Origin of the sequence: Urinicoccus massiliensis, assembly GCF_900120405.1 — a bacterium.
Classification (GTDB): domain Bacteria; phylum Bacillota; class Clostridia; order Tissierellales; family Peptoniphilaceae; genus Urinicoccus; species Urinicoccus massiliensis.
This window is the reverse complement of record NZ_LT635492.1, coordinates 851,088-865,400: the sequence shown is the minus strand read 5'-3', so window position 1 is coordinate 865,400 and position 14,313 is coordinate 851,088. Positions and strand designations below refer to the sequence as shown.

Genomic DNA, 14,313 nt, shown 5'->3' with positions numbered 1-14,313 from the left:
GGTAGGAGAGCATGGCAGATAAAAGAATGTTTTCACTAAAGATAGTGGATAGCGACTTATTTTTGGATATGCCACTAAGTAGTCAATGTCTGTATTTTCATTTATCAATGAGGGCAGATGATGATGGTTTTGTAAATAATCCTAAGAAAATCATCAAAATTATCGGGGCTAATGAAGATGACCTGAAAATACTTATTGCCAAAGGCTTTGTGATAGTCTTTGATCAGGGAATAATCGTCATTACTCATTGGAAGATAAATAACTATATTAGAAAAGACAGATATAAGCCAACAATGTATATAGAGCAGAAACAACAGCTTTATCAAACGGAAAATGGAGCATATATTTTAGAAGAAAAAGATGGTTGTCATCTGGTTAACCAAAGGTTGTCAAGTGGTCAACCCAGTATAGATAAGGGTAGATTAGATAAGGTTAGTATAGATAAGGGGAGAGAAGAACAGTCCACCCCCATCTTTTATGGAGAATTCAAAAATGTAAGGTTAAGCAAAGAAGAATATAAGAATCTTAAAGAAAAATTAAACTCACACACAGAAATAATGATAAATAAACTATCAAGATACATGGAAAGCAGTGGTAAGACCTATCAAAACCACTATGCGACAATCTTAAAATGGTATGAAGAAGATAAAGAAAAACTAACACAGAAAGGTTTAAATAAAAAAATGAACTATGATGTAGGAGAATCTTTATAGATAAAAAGAGGTGGAAAGCCATTATTAAAGACTTTAAGTCTAAAAAGGTATCAAAGTATGCCAGATATAATAAAAAGATAAATATGACACTTAAAAGGCGATTAGAAAATTAAAAATCTAATCGCCTTTTTTTATTGCATGAAAGGATAAGCTATGACAAAAAGACAAACAAAATACATTGTAAAAAGAAATTATGATAACAGAAGAACAGATACAGAAGCTTTTCTAAGACTAATAAAAAAATCAAGCAAATTAAGTAAGGACAATGAAATTGAGTATAACAAATATAATATTGATAGTAATAAAAAAGAGTGCTATAATAAAAATAGTTTTAGAGAAAGTTGTGTTATTTCTGAAAACTCAAACAAGGAGGAATAGGAAATGATACAAACAAATTCAAATCAATTTTCATTCAAAGCTGCAATTTATTGCAGACTATCTAAAGATGATGAGCAGAAAGGAGAGAGTGCCAGCATACAAAACCAAAAGGAACTTTTAGAAAACTATGTAAAATCAAGAGGTTGGAGTATTTACGATGTATATATAGATGATGGATATACTGGATTAAATACAAATAGACCATCATTTCAAAGACTAATTAGAGATATTGAAAATAAGAAAGTGGATATAGTCATCACTAAGGACTTATCAAGGCTTGGAAGAAACTATTTGCAGACTGGATACTATACAGAAAATTTCTTCCCAAAGAACAATGTCAGATATATAGCTTTAAATGATGGAGTAGATACCTTTCAAGAAAACAATGAAATAGTTCCTTTTAAAAATGTTTTAAACGAGTTTTATTCAAGAGATGTTTCCAAAAAGATGAAATCTGCCTATATGACAAGGGCAAGGCAAGGAAAATTTATTGGTTGTCTTGCTCCAATAGGATATAGGAAAGACAATGATGATCCACATAAATTAGTAATCGATGATGAAACTTCATGGATTGTTGAAAAAATTTTTGATCTTGCTTTTAGTGGTTATGGAGTACAAGCAATTAGGAGAAGACTTTTTGAAGAAAAAATACCTACACCTACCTGGTGGAATAGAAAAAAAGGACTTAGAAATAAAAAAACTAAGTTAGAAATGACCGTAGATGGTGGAGAGTATTGGTGGGACTGCACAACCCTAAAAGAAATTATTGAAAACCCAGTTTATATTGGTCATATTGCTAGTCAAAAAGTTAATTATAAATTCAAAGTAGGTTGGTTATCCGATAAACCTAAAGAGGAATGGATAATAGTAGAAAATACACACGAACCAATAATTTCTGAAGATATTTATAATATAGCAAATGAAAAATTAAAGAGCAGGAGAAGACCATTTAAAAATGGAGAAGAAAGCATATTTGCAGGCATTGTGAAATGTCCCGATTGTGGAAAATCTTTAAATCTTGGAAGAAACAAATCGAAAAAAAGAGAAAAGTTACTCACTTGTAACACTTATAGAAGATACGGAAAGTCATTATGTAGTCAACATAGAATTTATTACGATACTCTTTATGAGATAGTGCTTAAAGATATTAGAAATAATGCAGAAATAGCATTAAAAGACGAAAAAGAAATTATAAAAGCACTTGAAAAATCACGAGAAATTGATAATGAAGAAGAACAAAAATTTATCATGGATAAGATTTACGAAGATCAGATAAGAGTAGAAGACTTAACTAAAAAGATTGAAAGACTATATGATGACTGGCTAGATAACAAGATAAGTGAAAGCAACTTCCAAAAAATTCTTGAAAAATCACAAAACGAACAAGACTATCTAAACCAAAGAATAGAAGATAATCAAAAATTGATTGTTAAAGAAGATCTTGAAGATATTAATGTCAAAAAATGGATTGAACTCATAAAAAAACATAGGGATATAAAGAAGCTGGACAAAGAAACCTTAAACGAACTCATCTCAAAAATCTATGTTCACGAAAAAGAAGTAGTGAATGGAGAAATCACCCAAACAATTGATATTTACTACAATTTCATAGGAAATACAGACACACTACAAGTATTTTACAATCTCTAATTAGGCATAAAGCAGCTTATGGCTGGAGGGGGAATTGTACTCATAGGTTTAAAACTAATACCGCTATTAGCAAACGTGTTAAAATAAAATGTTTAATATAGTAGATAAGATCAAAGAGTTTTTTTCGGAGATACTTATTGATATGATCAAGGAAAATTTAAGCGGAATGCTCCTTGATATAAATGACAAAGTATCAACGATAGCAAATGAGGTAGGAAAGACTCCGAGTGGATGGAACTCGGAGGTTTTCCACTTCATAAAGTCTATTTCAGAAAATGTTATACTTCCCATAGCAGGTCTTATCATAACGGCTGTACTATGTATTGAATTAATTCAAATGGTAATGAACAAAAATAATATGCATGACACAGATACCTTTGATTTTTTTAAATATATGATAAAAATGTGGATAGCAGTATGGCTTGTATCTCATGCTTTTGACTTTTCTATGGCAGTATTTGATGTGGCACAGAATTTAATAGGAAAGGCAGCAGGTGTGGCAAATGCTAGTGCAAAAGTTTCTCCAGGTGATATAGCTAATATGGTAGATAGCCTAAAAGGAGAGTCAATAGGAAAATTAATGACTATAGTATTAGAGACATCAATTGTAAAGATGATAATTCAAGGGATATCAATACTCATTACAGTTATTCTATACGGCAGGATGATAGAAATATATATTTATACTTCAGTTTGCGCCATACCTTTTGCCACAATGGGCAATAAAGAATGGGGAAGTATTGGAACAAACTATATAAGAGGGCTCTTCGCACTTGGCTTGCAAGGTTTATTCCTACTTATATGTGTAGGAATTTATGCCGTACTTGTTAAGACTTTAAATATATCTGACATACACAAGAGTATTTTTGAATTACTAGGATACACCTTAATACTTGGTATAACTATGATGAAATCAGGTAGTATAGCAAAATCAATTTTAAATGCTCATTAATAAAAAAGGAGAAGATGATGAAAATTAGAAGAAAAAAGGACAAAAAAATTAATTTTAAAACACTTGGAACAATAGGACTCCCAATACTTTTAATAGGGGGATATATTACAAGAGAAATACAAAATAGAATGATTATAAGAAAAACATCGGAAGTTTTAGATAATAGAGAAGAAACGAATGAAAAAGTCTTAGAAATAGCAGTGAATATGGGAAAATCATTAGAAGATCTGAACAGAGAAGACATATATGGCTTTTACTTAGAGGGTTTAGAATAATGGCTTATGTAAATGTCCCAAAGGACTTAACAAAAGTAAAAACAAAGGTAGCTCTAAATCTAACAAAAAGACAATTAATTGGCTTTACAATTGCAGGTCTAATAGGCTTTCCAGTATATTTAATGGTAAAAAAAGTGCTGCCTAATGACCTATCTATGTTAATTATGATAGGTGTGTCTTTTCCTATAATATTTGCAACTCTTTATGAAAAGGACGGGATCTATTTTGAAAAATATTTAAAGTATATTATAGATAAGAAAAGACAGACAAGTATAAGGATATACAAGACAGAATGTATTTATGATATAAAGAAACAAAGAAAGGAAAGGAGTAAATGAATCAAATACAGAAAAAACAACAGAAAAAATTAAATCAAGAAAAAAGAAATTTAAAAAAACAAAAAGAAGATTTAAAAAGCATTAGTATAAGTCAAAAAAAGATGAAAAAAGCAAATATTTCTAAAGAAAAAGGAAAACCCAAAAAGAGGCTTTCCTTTTTTGGTGGGAAGAAGAAAAAGAGCGTTCAGGAAACAATCCCTTATTTAAGAATGTTGAGAAATGGGATTTGCCAAGTTGAGAAGAACAAATTTAATAAAATGATACGTTTTTTAGATATTAACTACCAGCTTTCAACAGAAGAAGATAAGGAAAGTATATTTAATGAATTTTCAAGTTTTTTAAACTATTTTGATCCAAGTGTTGATATAGAACTTTCATATATTAATCGCATAGGAAAAAATGAAGAAGTAGAAAAAAACATCAATGTTCCGGATAGAAACGATTCATATAATGAAATACGAAAAGAGTACAGGGAAATGCTAAAAAATCAGAGTCAAAAAGGAAATAATGGACTTACTAAATATATGTATATCACCTTTAGCTTACAAGCACAAGATTTAAAAGAGGCAACTACAAGACTTGAAAGAATGGAAATGGATATATTAAATAACTTTAAGCAGATGGGAGTAAAAGCTTATGTATTAAGTGGATATGAAAGGTTAAAGGTTATTCACGATATCTTAAATCCGAATAAGAATTTTGTTTTTTCCTTTGAAGACCTAAAATATAGTGGACTATCTACTAAGGATTATATAGTACCAGCATCATTTAACTTTTCATCTCACAATCAATTTAAAATTGGAGAATACTTTGGAGAAGTAAACTTTCTGCAAATTCTAGCACCTGAATTATCAGATAGATTATTATCAGAATTTTTAGGGGTTGAAGAAAATATGATTGTAACATTTCACATAAATTCCATTGATCAAACAGAAGCTATAAAGATGATTAAAAGAAAAATAACGGACTTGGATAAAATGAAAATTGAAGAAAATAAGAAGGCTATAAGATCAGGATATGATATTGATATTCTTCCAAGCGATTTAATTACCTATGGTAATGATGCTAAGAAACTATTGGTAGAACTTCAAAATCATAATGAGAGAATGTTTGTCATAACTATTTTGTTTACAAATATGGAAAAAAGTAGAAAGAAATTGAGTAATATAATCTTTCAACTAAATTCAATAGCAGGTAGGCATAATTGTGTATTGAAAAATCTTAACTATAGACAGGAACAAGGACTAATTTCCTCCCTACCACTTGGGAAAAATGAAATCGAAATAAAAAGAGGACTTACAACTAGCTCTACAGCAGTCTTTATTCCTTTTACAACAGAAGAGTTGTGCTTAGAAGGAGAGAGCTTATACTACGGATTAAATGCTTTAAGTCGTAACATCATTATGACAGATAGAAAGCTTTTAAAGAATCCAAACGGTTTAATACTTGGAACGCCTGGTAGTGGTAAATCTTTTTCGGCTAAAAGAGAAATTACCAATGCTTTTTTAATTACACAAGATGACATCATTATCTGTGATCCGGAAGGTGAGTATGGAAATTTAACTAAGGCACTAGGTGGAGAAGTTATAAAAATATCGCCAACAAGTAAGGATTATATAAACCCGTTGGATATAAATGTAGACTATGCCGATGAAGACAATCCCTTATCTTTAAAGTCTGACTTTATTCTTTCACTGTTTGAACTTGTAGTAGGAAAGGAAGGATTAAGTGCAGAAGAAACTTCAGTAATTGATAGATGTCTTCCGATATTATATAAGGATTACTTCGACAATCCCATTCCTGAAAATATGCCAATTTTAGAAGATTTATATAATTTACTTTTAAAACAAGAAGAAAAGGTAGGGAAAAAATTAGCGGTAGAAATGGAAATTTATGTCAAAGGTAGTCTTAATGTATTTAACCATAGGACTAATGTAGATACAGGCAATAGAATTCTTTGTTATGACATTAAGGAATTAGGAAAGCAACTTAGAAAAATAGGTATGTTAATTGTTCAAGATCAAGTGTGGAATAGAGTAACTATTAATAGAAATAAGAAGGAAACCAGATATTACTGTGACGAATTCCATTTGCTTTTAAGAGAAGAACAAACAGCCTCATATTCCATAGAAATTTGGAAGAGATTTAGAAAATGGGGCGGGATTCCAACAGGATTAACACAAAATGTAAAGGACCTTTTAGCCAGTCCCGAAATAGAAAATATATTTGATAATACAGATTTTATCTTAATGCTTAATCAAGCTAGTGGTGATAGGGAAATTTTAGCTAACAAGTTAAATATATCTCTTTATCAGTTATCCTACGTCACAAATTCCAATGAGGGAGAGGGATTACTATTCTATGGAAACACAATAGTACCTTTTGTAGATAGATTTCCTAAAGATACAAAATTGTATAAGTTAATGACAACTAAACCAGAAGAATTAAAGGAAGGGATAGAAATTGATAGACAGAGAGAAGTTAAAAACTAACTATATTATTAATTTAGATGCAATTTCTGCTCTAAAGGAATTTCCAGATAAAACATTTGATTGCTGTATTACATCTCCTCCATATTATGGACTTAGAGATTATAAAGCAGAAGGACAAATTGGAAGAGAAGAAAGTCCGGAGGAATATTTAAATAAATTAATTGAAGTCTTTAGAGAAGTAAAAAGAGTATTAAAAAAAGAAGGAACACTTTGGGTAGTTATTGGAGATTCTTATGCAGGGACAAGAAGCAAAAAAGAATATAAAGATCCTAAAAACATAGAAGGAAGAAGTGGTCAAAAAGAGTCTATTACAGAAAAACTCAGTGGCTACAAGGCAAAAGACTTAATGGGGATACCTTGGCAACTAGCTTTAAAATTAAGAGAGGACGGTTGGTATTTGCGAAGTGATATTATTTGGCATAAGGAAAATGCCATGCCTGAGTCTTGTAGAGATAGACCATCAAGGTCTTATGAACATATCTTCCTACTATCAAAAGCAAGAAAGTATTTCTATAACTTTGACGCTATGAAAGAACCAATAAAAGAAATAAGCAAGAAAAGATATATGAGGGCAAGAGGAAAAAATAATAAGTATTTACAAGAAGGTACAGGAGCTAAAAGACAGAGCATAAATGAAGCAAGAGAGTATGGAGAATATATAGGAGATAATGTCCCTAAGTTTAGAAACAATAGAGATATTTGGACTATTAACACCAGTGCATTTAAAGGAAAACACTATGCGGTATTTCCACCAAAACTGGTAGAACTTTGTATAAAAGCAGGATGTCCTAAAAAAGGCTTGATTCTTGATCCCTTTATGGGTTCAGGAACTGTTGGAATGGTAGCTATTAGGATGGACAGAGAATATATTGGAATCGACATAAACAAAGATTACTGTCAAATAGCTAAAGAAAGGATTGAGAAAAATATTAAATAGGAGGTGTATATGAAAAAGAAAGGGAAAGTAAACCCAAGAGATGTACCAAAGACCAAGCTTATATCAGAAAAGAAAGAAGAAAGTAATGAAAAATTCAGTAATATAGAGAGTCCATCAGATTTTTCAAAAAAAGAAATAAATAAAGTAAAAAGCAGGAACAACATAGACAATAATGTTGAAAACTCTAAATATTACTCAGATCATTTGCAAGAAAATAGTCAGAATTTATTCAAAGAAAAAGAAAAGCCAAATAGAGAAAGAAGACAAAGAAAAATCCATGAGGAAAAATTTGCAGAAGCCTCCTATCATAATGAATATCAGCCGGAATATTCGCAACGGCAGCATAGAAAAATGGAAGAAAATGAGGAAAGTAGATATGGTGAATATCACGGGCAAGAAACAGAATACAGGCTAAGTAATTTTAAAGAAAATTTTAATGATGGACCAATTTCAACTAATTCTAATATAAAAAGTAGCATTTCTCCCCAAAAAAATTGCAAGGGGAATAGTAATTTAAAATGGAAGAAAAACGTTGAGAGTGAAAGTTTTAATGATATTCCAGAGAAAAAAATAAGGAGATTTAGAAAAGAAGATAAGAATTTTAATAGAGAGGTAAGTTCGACATATGATCCATTATCACAGGACTCAGATAATGATGGTGTCATAGATCGCTATGACATGAACTTTAGTGATAGCAATGTATCCTATAGGGATACAAGAGATGACTATAAGTATTTACCATCTTCTGATGTGCAAAGAAAAAATTGGGATGGTTATTCTATTCTTGGTAAGAAAGGGAAAGAAAGCTTTCAAAAAAATACCTTAAAAAAACTTTATCAATCTCAAAGGCAGTTTAAGGATAAAGGGGAAAAAGTAGAATTAAAATCTTTAAATGGGAAGTTTAGAAGAAAAGGTCTATCATATAAGGCAAATGAAGAAGATAAAAAAATAATTCAAGACCTGAATACTAATAAAAAACAAAATAGCAAATATTTCAAAGGCAAAGTTAGAAATTTAGAAGAAAAAAATATGCTAATGGGTAGGGTTTCTAGTGGGAAATTTAGACAGGATAGCCTATCTGAAGGATTTAAAAGTGAATCTGAAAAAAATAAAGATAAATATAATATAAATAAAAAGAATCAAGAAAAAATAGGCACGAAAAAAGAAATCTTCAAACAGGAAAAAAACGTAATAAAAAATGAGAATCTTGAAGTAGATGAACTTGATTTAAATCATAGTGGAATTTCTAATAAAAACAAGGTAAAGAAAAGACAAATAAAAGACGCTTTTGATAATACTATAAAGAAAAGCAACTTTGATCCAAAGAAAGAATACACCAGGACAAAAAAAGAAGTACAGGATTCTAAAAATGTATCTGAAAAAAATAAGGTAGATACAAAAAATAAAACTAAATTCCATTCTAAAAAAGATAACAAAAGTGAAAAAGATAAGTTTTATAAAAAGGAAGATAAAATATCAAAACTATATGAGAAAAAGAATAAAAAGGAAAAAGAGTTAATTAAGGATAAGAAAAAGTCAAAAAAAGCGGGTTTAGAACAACCTATTACTTTTGCGAGTGCTATGACGGCAAACTATCTATATAGTGGGAAAGATGATAATGCAGGCGTTAACGCTGCTTATAAGCTTAGTAGAACTACTGAAGCTATTGGCAGAGAAATTAGCCATCTTAGAAGAAAAAAACCTTTAAAAACTCAGAGAAAAATAAAATCTTTAGAAGGAAAAATTTATAAGAAAGAAAGTAAACTCCTCTTTCAAAGAAATTTTGAAGAATTGAAGAAGACTAAAGCTTATCAAAACTCTAATAAATTGAATCGATTTTTTATGAAAAAGAAGTTTCAGAGAGATTTTAGGAAGAAACACGGGGAAGGTTTAGTAAATAGAATAAAGAAATCTTTCGCTAATATTGGAAAGAAAACATTGGAAGCTTTAAAAAACAAAGGATATAAGCAAATTTTAATTGCCCTTTGTATTTTAGGACTTTTTTTTATGCTATTTCAAGGAATTAGCAATGTTGGCAGTCTTACTTCAGGATTAACAAGTAATGTTATAGCTACAAGCTATCTATCAAAAGAAGAAGTTTTAATGGATATTAACAATGAATTTACAAGTTATGAATATGCCTTACAAGATGAAATAGATAGTATTAAAGAAAATTATCCAAATTATGATGAATATCATATAAAAGGAGATTCTGTTGGTCATGACCTACACGAGCTTTTTAGCTATTTAACAGCAAGATATGGAGAGATTAAGTCAGCTGAAGAGATACAAAAGGAATTAAAAAAGCTATTTAATCAAATGTATGAGAAAAAATATACTTCAAAGTCTATTACAAAATATGACAGTGAAGGAAATCCATATACCTATAGAATTCTAACATTAACTATAAAAAAGAAAAGTATTGATGAAATAGCAAGAGAAGAATTTGCAAACTATGAAACAAATATGGCTCATTATTTAGCTTTACTTGAGAGTCAGGGAAATATGAGTGGATATTTTGGATCAAGCTATGGGAACTTGGAAGAGATTATAGACAATCCAAACTTTGGAAATCCCGGTCTTGCTTTTGATTCTGAAACTGCCAAAGCCTTATTTAATGAAGCAGAAAAACACATAGGCAAAAGATATGTGTTTGGAGCAAGTGGACCATCTAACTTTGACTGTTCAGGTTTTGTATGTTGGTCATTTACAAAGTCTGGTGTAAAGAAAATGCCAAGAACTACAGCTTGGCTTATTTATAAAAACTATTGTAATCCAATATCTCCAAGCGAGGCAAAACCTGGGGATATTATTTTCTTTAAAGGCACATATAATTCCGGTACGCCAATTTCTCACGTAGGGATATATGCCGGAAATGGAATGATGCTCCATGCAGGAGATCCTATCCAATATACCAGTATAAACTCAAGGTATTGGAAAAATCACTTTTATTCCTTTGGTAGACCAAAATAAGGGGAAGGAGTAAAAATCTATGAATAAAAAATTAATCAGAAACATAGAAAAACAGAAGAATTTAAGAAAGAAAAAAGAAGAAATTGAAATAGAACTTCAGTTATTAGTAGAGGAACAAGAAGAAATAGAAAATTTAGAGGTCATCAAGGAATTTCGAAGTCGAAAAATATCTCTTGATGAATTTTTATTTATTGTTAGAAAAAATAAGGAAGAAGAAAATAGAGAAAGAAAAGAACTTAAAAGAAAAGATACAAATGAAAGTGAGGAAAATTTATGAAAAAAATAACCAGTGGAATTTTAGCTGTGATAATGCTACTTGTAAGTCTAGTGAATATAGTGGCTGTAAGTCCTGTATATGCAAGTACAGATTATAAGGTAGAGTGGACGGAAGATGATTTTATGTATTCCTCTGAGGGAAATATAATAGCCTTTAGTGATAAGGGCTTAGAAAAGAAAGAAAAGACAAATGTTCTAGTATTTCCTGAAGGAACGAAATCTATAAATGGAAATTATTCTTTAAGTCATTCAAACGATGAACTTAGATATAAAAGAGAATTTGGACGTGGCAAACATTGGGATAAAGTAATTATTCCTGATTCTGTTAAGCATTTAGGTTATGCTGCCTTTTACGAAGCAAGTATAGATCAGGTAAAACTATCAAATAGCTTAACTTATCTTGGTGGTTTAGCATTTTTCAATTGTGGACTTAGAGAAGTGACTTTACCTGGTACTCTAGTAAATATTGAACATAATGCTTTTGAAAGAAATAACCTCCAAGAAATAATTATACCGAAGTCTGTGAAGACAATTGAACAGTATGCTTTTTCAAGAAATAAATTGCACACTATAAAAGTTTTAGGCAATCCAAATATTAACAGTAAGGGAGTATTCCATAATCAAGAAGTTGAATATAGACCAAAACAAAATCCATTTTACGAAAATCATTTTGGTTTCAACGGAAATCAAGGATTCAAATCTATTCCTAATGGATTAAGGTTTGAAAATGGAGAGTTTGTCTTTGATAAGAACGTAGATAGTGTAGAACTTGAATTTGATTATAACAATGATATGTATCAAGGAAAGATGACTATATACAATCCAAATAAATATTCCATTGGTACTCAAACTGATTTGACAGGACAAGATATTGATGAAAAGGACAATAAGATTGATGATTTAACTAAAAACATTAAGGACTTAGAAAATCAGATCAAAGACTTAAATGATAAGAAACAAGAAGATCAATCAAAGATAGATGAGTTAAAGGAAAAGTTAGAATCTTGCAAAGATAATGGAGAGAAACTAAAACAAGAAAAAGCTAGGCTAGAAGAAGAAATTAGAGATAAAGACAATAAGATTGCTCAATTGAATAAAGAAATTGAGGATCTTAAAAACTCCAATAATGATGAACTAATAGCAGAAATTACTCAGCTTAAAGATGAATTAAAAAGATTACAAGATGAAAATGCAAAACTAAAAGAAGATTATTCATCTACAAAATGGGAGTTAGAAGCTGAGAAAGAAAAGACAGATAAAAACGAAAATAAAATCAAAGAAATGCAAGAAAAGCTTGAGTCTTTAGAAGGAGAACTTGCAAAAAAGACTAAAGAAATTGAGGATAAAGATAATAAAATTAAGGGCTTAGAAAAAGCTCTTGATGAAAAAGATAATAAGATAAAAGATTTAGAGTCTAAAAAGAAAGAAACAGAAAATTCTAAGTCAGAATGCTGTAAGAAAATTGAAGAGCTTCAAAAGGCTATTGATAGTTTAAAAGAATCTTCTGAAAATACAAAAAAAGAATTAGAAGAGAAGATTAAAGGACTAGAAGGAAAACAAAAAGCTTCTGAAGAAGAAATTAAAAAGCTAAAAGAAGAGTTAGATAAGAAAATTGAAGAAGCCAAGAAGTTAATCGAGGAAGCAAATAAAAAAGTTAAAGAAGAACTTGAAAAGCAAGCTAAAGATGAAAAAGAAAAAAATATAAACCAAGGCTTATCTAAGAAATTAGATGAACTTCTAAAACTCCAAAAAGAAAACAAAGAGAAGAAAGAAGATAAGAAATCTCAAGATAAAAAATGGGACGAACTTTTGAAAGCTGATGATAAGAACATCCTAAATCAATTTGATCTTAACAAGATGAAAAAGCAAGAGGAACAACAAGGTAAAAAACAAGTTAAAGATGAAAAAGAATTTGCAGTTTTTCAAGTAGACAAAAACTTTTATAACATTATAAAAGATGGAAAGAAAACTACTGTGTATATGGATGTAAAAGCATATATTAAGGATAATCGCATTATGCTACCTGTTAGATATGCAGCCTATACTCTTGGGTTTAATGTAGAATATGATGATAGTAATAGAGAGGCTATCTTTTCAAATAAAGAAAATACAGCCTTACCTAAAAAAACTCTAAGATTAAATATAGATACTGGTGTTATGAAAGATAGTCAAGGAAACATTTATCATTCTGACACTAAACCTGTAATTATAAATGGAAGAATTCACGCATCTATTTCCAATATAGCTAAAGCTTTTAATGCAAGCTGTGGGGATATAAGAGATGAAAAAGATCAAAGTATAGAATGGGATAATAGCAGAAAGGCAGTTTATGTCTTTAAGAATATAAAGTAAGAAAAGGAGATAACTATGAAGAAAAAAAGATTAGGGGTAGCCTTAGTGCTACTCCTTTTACTATTAAGTATGCCAAGCATATCCATAGCTAAGAGCAATGATAATGAAATAAAAAATCAGTCAAATGATATTTATTTGCCAGAAAAAAGTAAAGAATTAGAAAGCTTATTTGATGAAGATATATATGAACCATCTAATGAGAGTCAAAAAATTCCTTATCAGGAAGTGCCGAAAATACAAGAAAATAACATAAAAAATGAGCAAGTAGATAAAAAAGAAAAGCCATCTAAACTTGTTAAAGGTGGCAATACTAAAGCAATTAATCCATTAGCTACAAAAGAAAATAAGGCAAGAGGAACAGTTATAGAAAATGTAGATAAAAATGGACAGGATATTACACCGAAAGTAGAAGATCAAACATCAAGAGATGAAAAAAAGGAAAATCCAATAGATGTTAGACAATTTTTAACCTTTCAAACAAAGAGTGGAAAAACTATGCACCTCATTGTAGATCATTCGGAAAATCAAGAAAATGTGCAACTACTAACAGAAGTTGGAGAACAAGATCTACTAAATATGATTGAAGGAGAAAGTGAAGTAAAGCCAAAAGAAGAAGTAGTGAAAAAAGAAGAACCGGTGGAGGAAAAACCGAAGAAAGAGGAGAAAGAAGAAAAGAAATCAGGGATAGGACTTTATTTATTTATGGGTTTAATTATTGTTGGTGTAATGGGTGCAGGATATTACTTCAAAATCTATAAAAAAAATGAAGAGGAAAGTTTTGAAGAGGAGCAAGATTATAATGAATTAGAAGATGATTATGAATCTGAAGGGGAGGATTATGATCTTGAAGATAAGGAAGATACAGAAATTATTCCAGATGAAGATGAATTTTAATCTTCTCAATGATTTAAGCAGTAGATTAAGGACAACAATAAACTCAATTATCTTGTAAATTTATAAAAAAAGTACAATTAGAA

13 protein-coding genes are annotated in these 14,313 nt (G+C 30.0%); all 13 read left to right on the top strand.

The genetic code is table 11. From position 1 onward, the window contains the following. Window positions 1–11 precede the first annotated feature (11 nt). The 13 genes from BQ7400_RS04490 to BQ7400_RS04430 all read left to right on the top strand — a co-directional run bounded on the left by BQ7400_RS04490 (window position 12) and on the right by BQ7400_RS04430 (window position 14,230). Complete coding sequence (locus BQ7400_RS04490; RefSeq protein WP_072469062.1) at window positions 12–713, top strand: replisome organizer; 702 nt, start codon at window positions 12–14, stop codon at window positions 711–713. A gap of 153 nt (window positions 714–866) precedes the next feature. Further along, window positions 867–1,091, top strand: a complete 225-nt coding sequence (locus tag BQ7400_RS04485; RefSeq protein WP_072469067.1) for a hypothetical protein — start codon at window positions 867–869, stop codon at window positions 1,089–1,091. Window positions 1,092–1,094: 3 nt separating this feature from the next. Further along, window positions 1,095–2,741 (top strand): recombinase family protein, encoded by a 1,647-nt coding sequence (locus BQ7400_RS04480; protein ID WP_072469621.1) that lies wholly within the window; start codon window positions 1,095–1,097, stop codon window positions 2,739–2,741. Between the two features lie 6 nt (window positions 2,742–2,747). Further along, window positions 2,748–2,828 carry a Maff2 family mobile element protein gene (locus tag BQ7400_RS04475; RefSeq protein WP_202947905.1) on the top strand — a complete coding sequence of 27 codons (81 nt, stop codon included), beginning with the start codon at window positions 2,748–2,750 and terminating at the stop codon, window positions 2,826–2,828. Between the two features lies 1 nt (window position 2,829). Then, window positions 2,830–3,693, top strand: coding sequence for a VirB6/TrbL-like conjugal transfer protein, CD1112 family (locus BQ7400_RS04470; protein ID WP_004838430.1), 864 nt, complete (start codon window positions 2,830–2,832; stop codon window positions 3,691–3,693). A 17-nt stretch (window positions 3,694–3,710) separates the two neighbouring features. Further along, the gene (locus tag BQ7400_RS04465; protein ID WP_050198402.1) at window positions 3,711–3,968 is read left to right on the top strand and encodes a hypothetical protein; all 258 of its coding nucleotides are present in this window, start codon (window positions 3,711–3,713) and stop codon (window positions 3,966–3,968) included. Continuing rightward, window positions 3,968–4,306, top strand: coding sequence for a PrgI family protein (locus BQ7400_RS04460; protein ID WP_002838958.1), 339 nt, complete (start codon window positions 3,968–3,970; stop codon window positions 4,304–4,306). The genes BQ7400_RS04465 and BQ7400_RS04460 overlap by 1 nt, the downstream gene beginning before the upstream one ends. Further along, window positions 4,303–6,798, top strand: coding sequence for a VirB4-like conjugal transfer ATPase, CD1110 family (locus BQ7400_RS04455; RefSeq protein WP_050198405.1), 2,496 nt, complete (start codon window positions 4,303–4,305; stop codon window positions 6,796–6,798). The genes BQ7400_RS04460 and BQ7400_RS04455 overlap by 4 nt, the downstream gene beginning before the upstream one ends. Then, window positions 6,770–7,735 (top strand): DNA-methyltransferase, encoded by a 966-nt coding sequence (locus tag BQ7400_RS04450; protein ID WP_008901375.1) that lies wholly within the window; start codon window positions 6,770–6,772, stop codon window positions 7,733–7,735. The genes BQ7400_RS04455 and BQ7400_RS04450 overlap by 29 nt, the downstream gene beginning before the upstream one ends. A gap of 9 nt (window positions 7,736–7,744) precedes the next feature. Beyond that, a complete protein-coding gene (locus BQ7400_RS04445; protein ID WP_072469620.1) occupies window positions 7,745–10,708 on the top strand; it encodes a C40 family peptidase in 2,964 nt (987 codons plus the stop codon). A gap of 19 nt (window positions 10,709–10,727) precedes the next feature. Continuing rightward, window positions 10,728–10,985 (top strand): hypothetical protein, encoded by a 258-nt coding sequence (locus BQ7400_RS04440; RefSeq protein WP_072469619.1) that lies wholly within the window; start codon window positions 10,728–10,730, stop codon window positions 10,983–10,985. Continuing rightward, a complete protein-coding gene (locus BQ7400_RS04435; protein WP_072469618.1) occupies window positions 10,982–13,336 on the top strand; it encodes a leucine-rich repeat protein in 2,355 nt (784 codons plus the stop codon). The genes BQ7400_RS04440 and BQ7400_RS04435 overlap by 4 nt, the downstream gene beginning before the upstream one ends. A 15-nt stretch (window positions 13,337–13,351) precedes the next feature. Beyond that, window positions 13,352–14,230: a CD1107 family mobile element protein gene (locus BQ7400_RS04430; RefSeq protein WP_070737665.1), complete on the top strand. Its 879-nt coding sequence runs from the start codon at window positions 13,352–13,354 to the stop codon at window positions 14,228–14,230. The last annotated feature ends 83 nt before the right edge of the window (window positions 14,231–14,313 follow it).

Excerpts from the sequence above, each read along its gene's own strand:
- BQ7400_RS04490 (WP_072469062.1), top strand. The coding sequence starts at position 12 with ATGGCAGATAAAAGAATGTTTTCACTAAAGATAGTGGATAGCGACTTA.
- BQ7400_RS04485 (WP_072469067.1), top strand. The coding sequence starts at position 867 with ATGACAAAAAGACAAACAAAATACATTGTAAAAAGAAATTATGATAAC.
- BQ7400_RS04480 (WP_072469621.1), top strand. The coding sequence starts at position 1,095 with ATGATACAAACAAATTCAAATCAATTTTCATTCAAAGCTGCAATTTAT.
- BQ7400_RS04470 (WP_004838430.1), top strand. The coding sequence starts at position 2,830 with ATGTTTAATATAGTAGATAAGATCAAAGAGTTTTTTTCGGAGATACTT.
- BQ7400_RS04465 (WP_050198402.1), top strand. The coding sequence starts at position 3,711 with ATGAAAATTAGAAGAAAAAAGGACAAAAAAATTAATTTTAAAACACTT.
- BQ7400_RS04460 (WP_002838958.1), top strand. The coding sequence starts at position 3,968 with ATGGCTTATGTAAATGTCCCAAAGGACTTAACAAAAGTAAAAACAAAG.
- BQ7400_RS04455 (WP_050198405.1), top strand. The coding sequence starts at position 4,303 with ATGAATCAAATACAGAAAAAACAACAGAAAAAATTAAATCAAGAAAAA.
- BQ7400_RS04445 (WP_072469620.1), top strand. The coding sequence starts at position 7,745 with ATGAAAAAGAAAGGGAAAGTAAACCCAAGAGATGTACCAAAGACCAAG.
- BQ7400_RS04440 (WP_072469619.1), top strand. The coding sequence starts at position 10,728 with ATGAATAAAAAATTAATCAGAAACATAGAAAAACAGAAGAATTTAAGA.
- BQ7400_RS04435 (WP_072469618.1), top strand. The coding sequence starts at position 10,982 with ATGAAAAAAATAACCAGTGGAATTTTAGCTGTGATAATGCTACTTGTA.
- BQ7400_RS04430 (WP_070737665.1), top strand. The coding sequence starts at position 13,352 with ATGAAGAAAAAAAGATTAGGGGTAGCCTTAGTGCTACTCCTTTTACTA.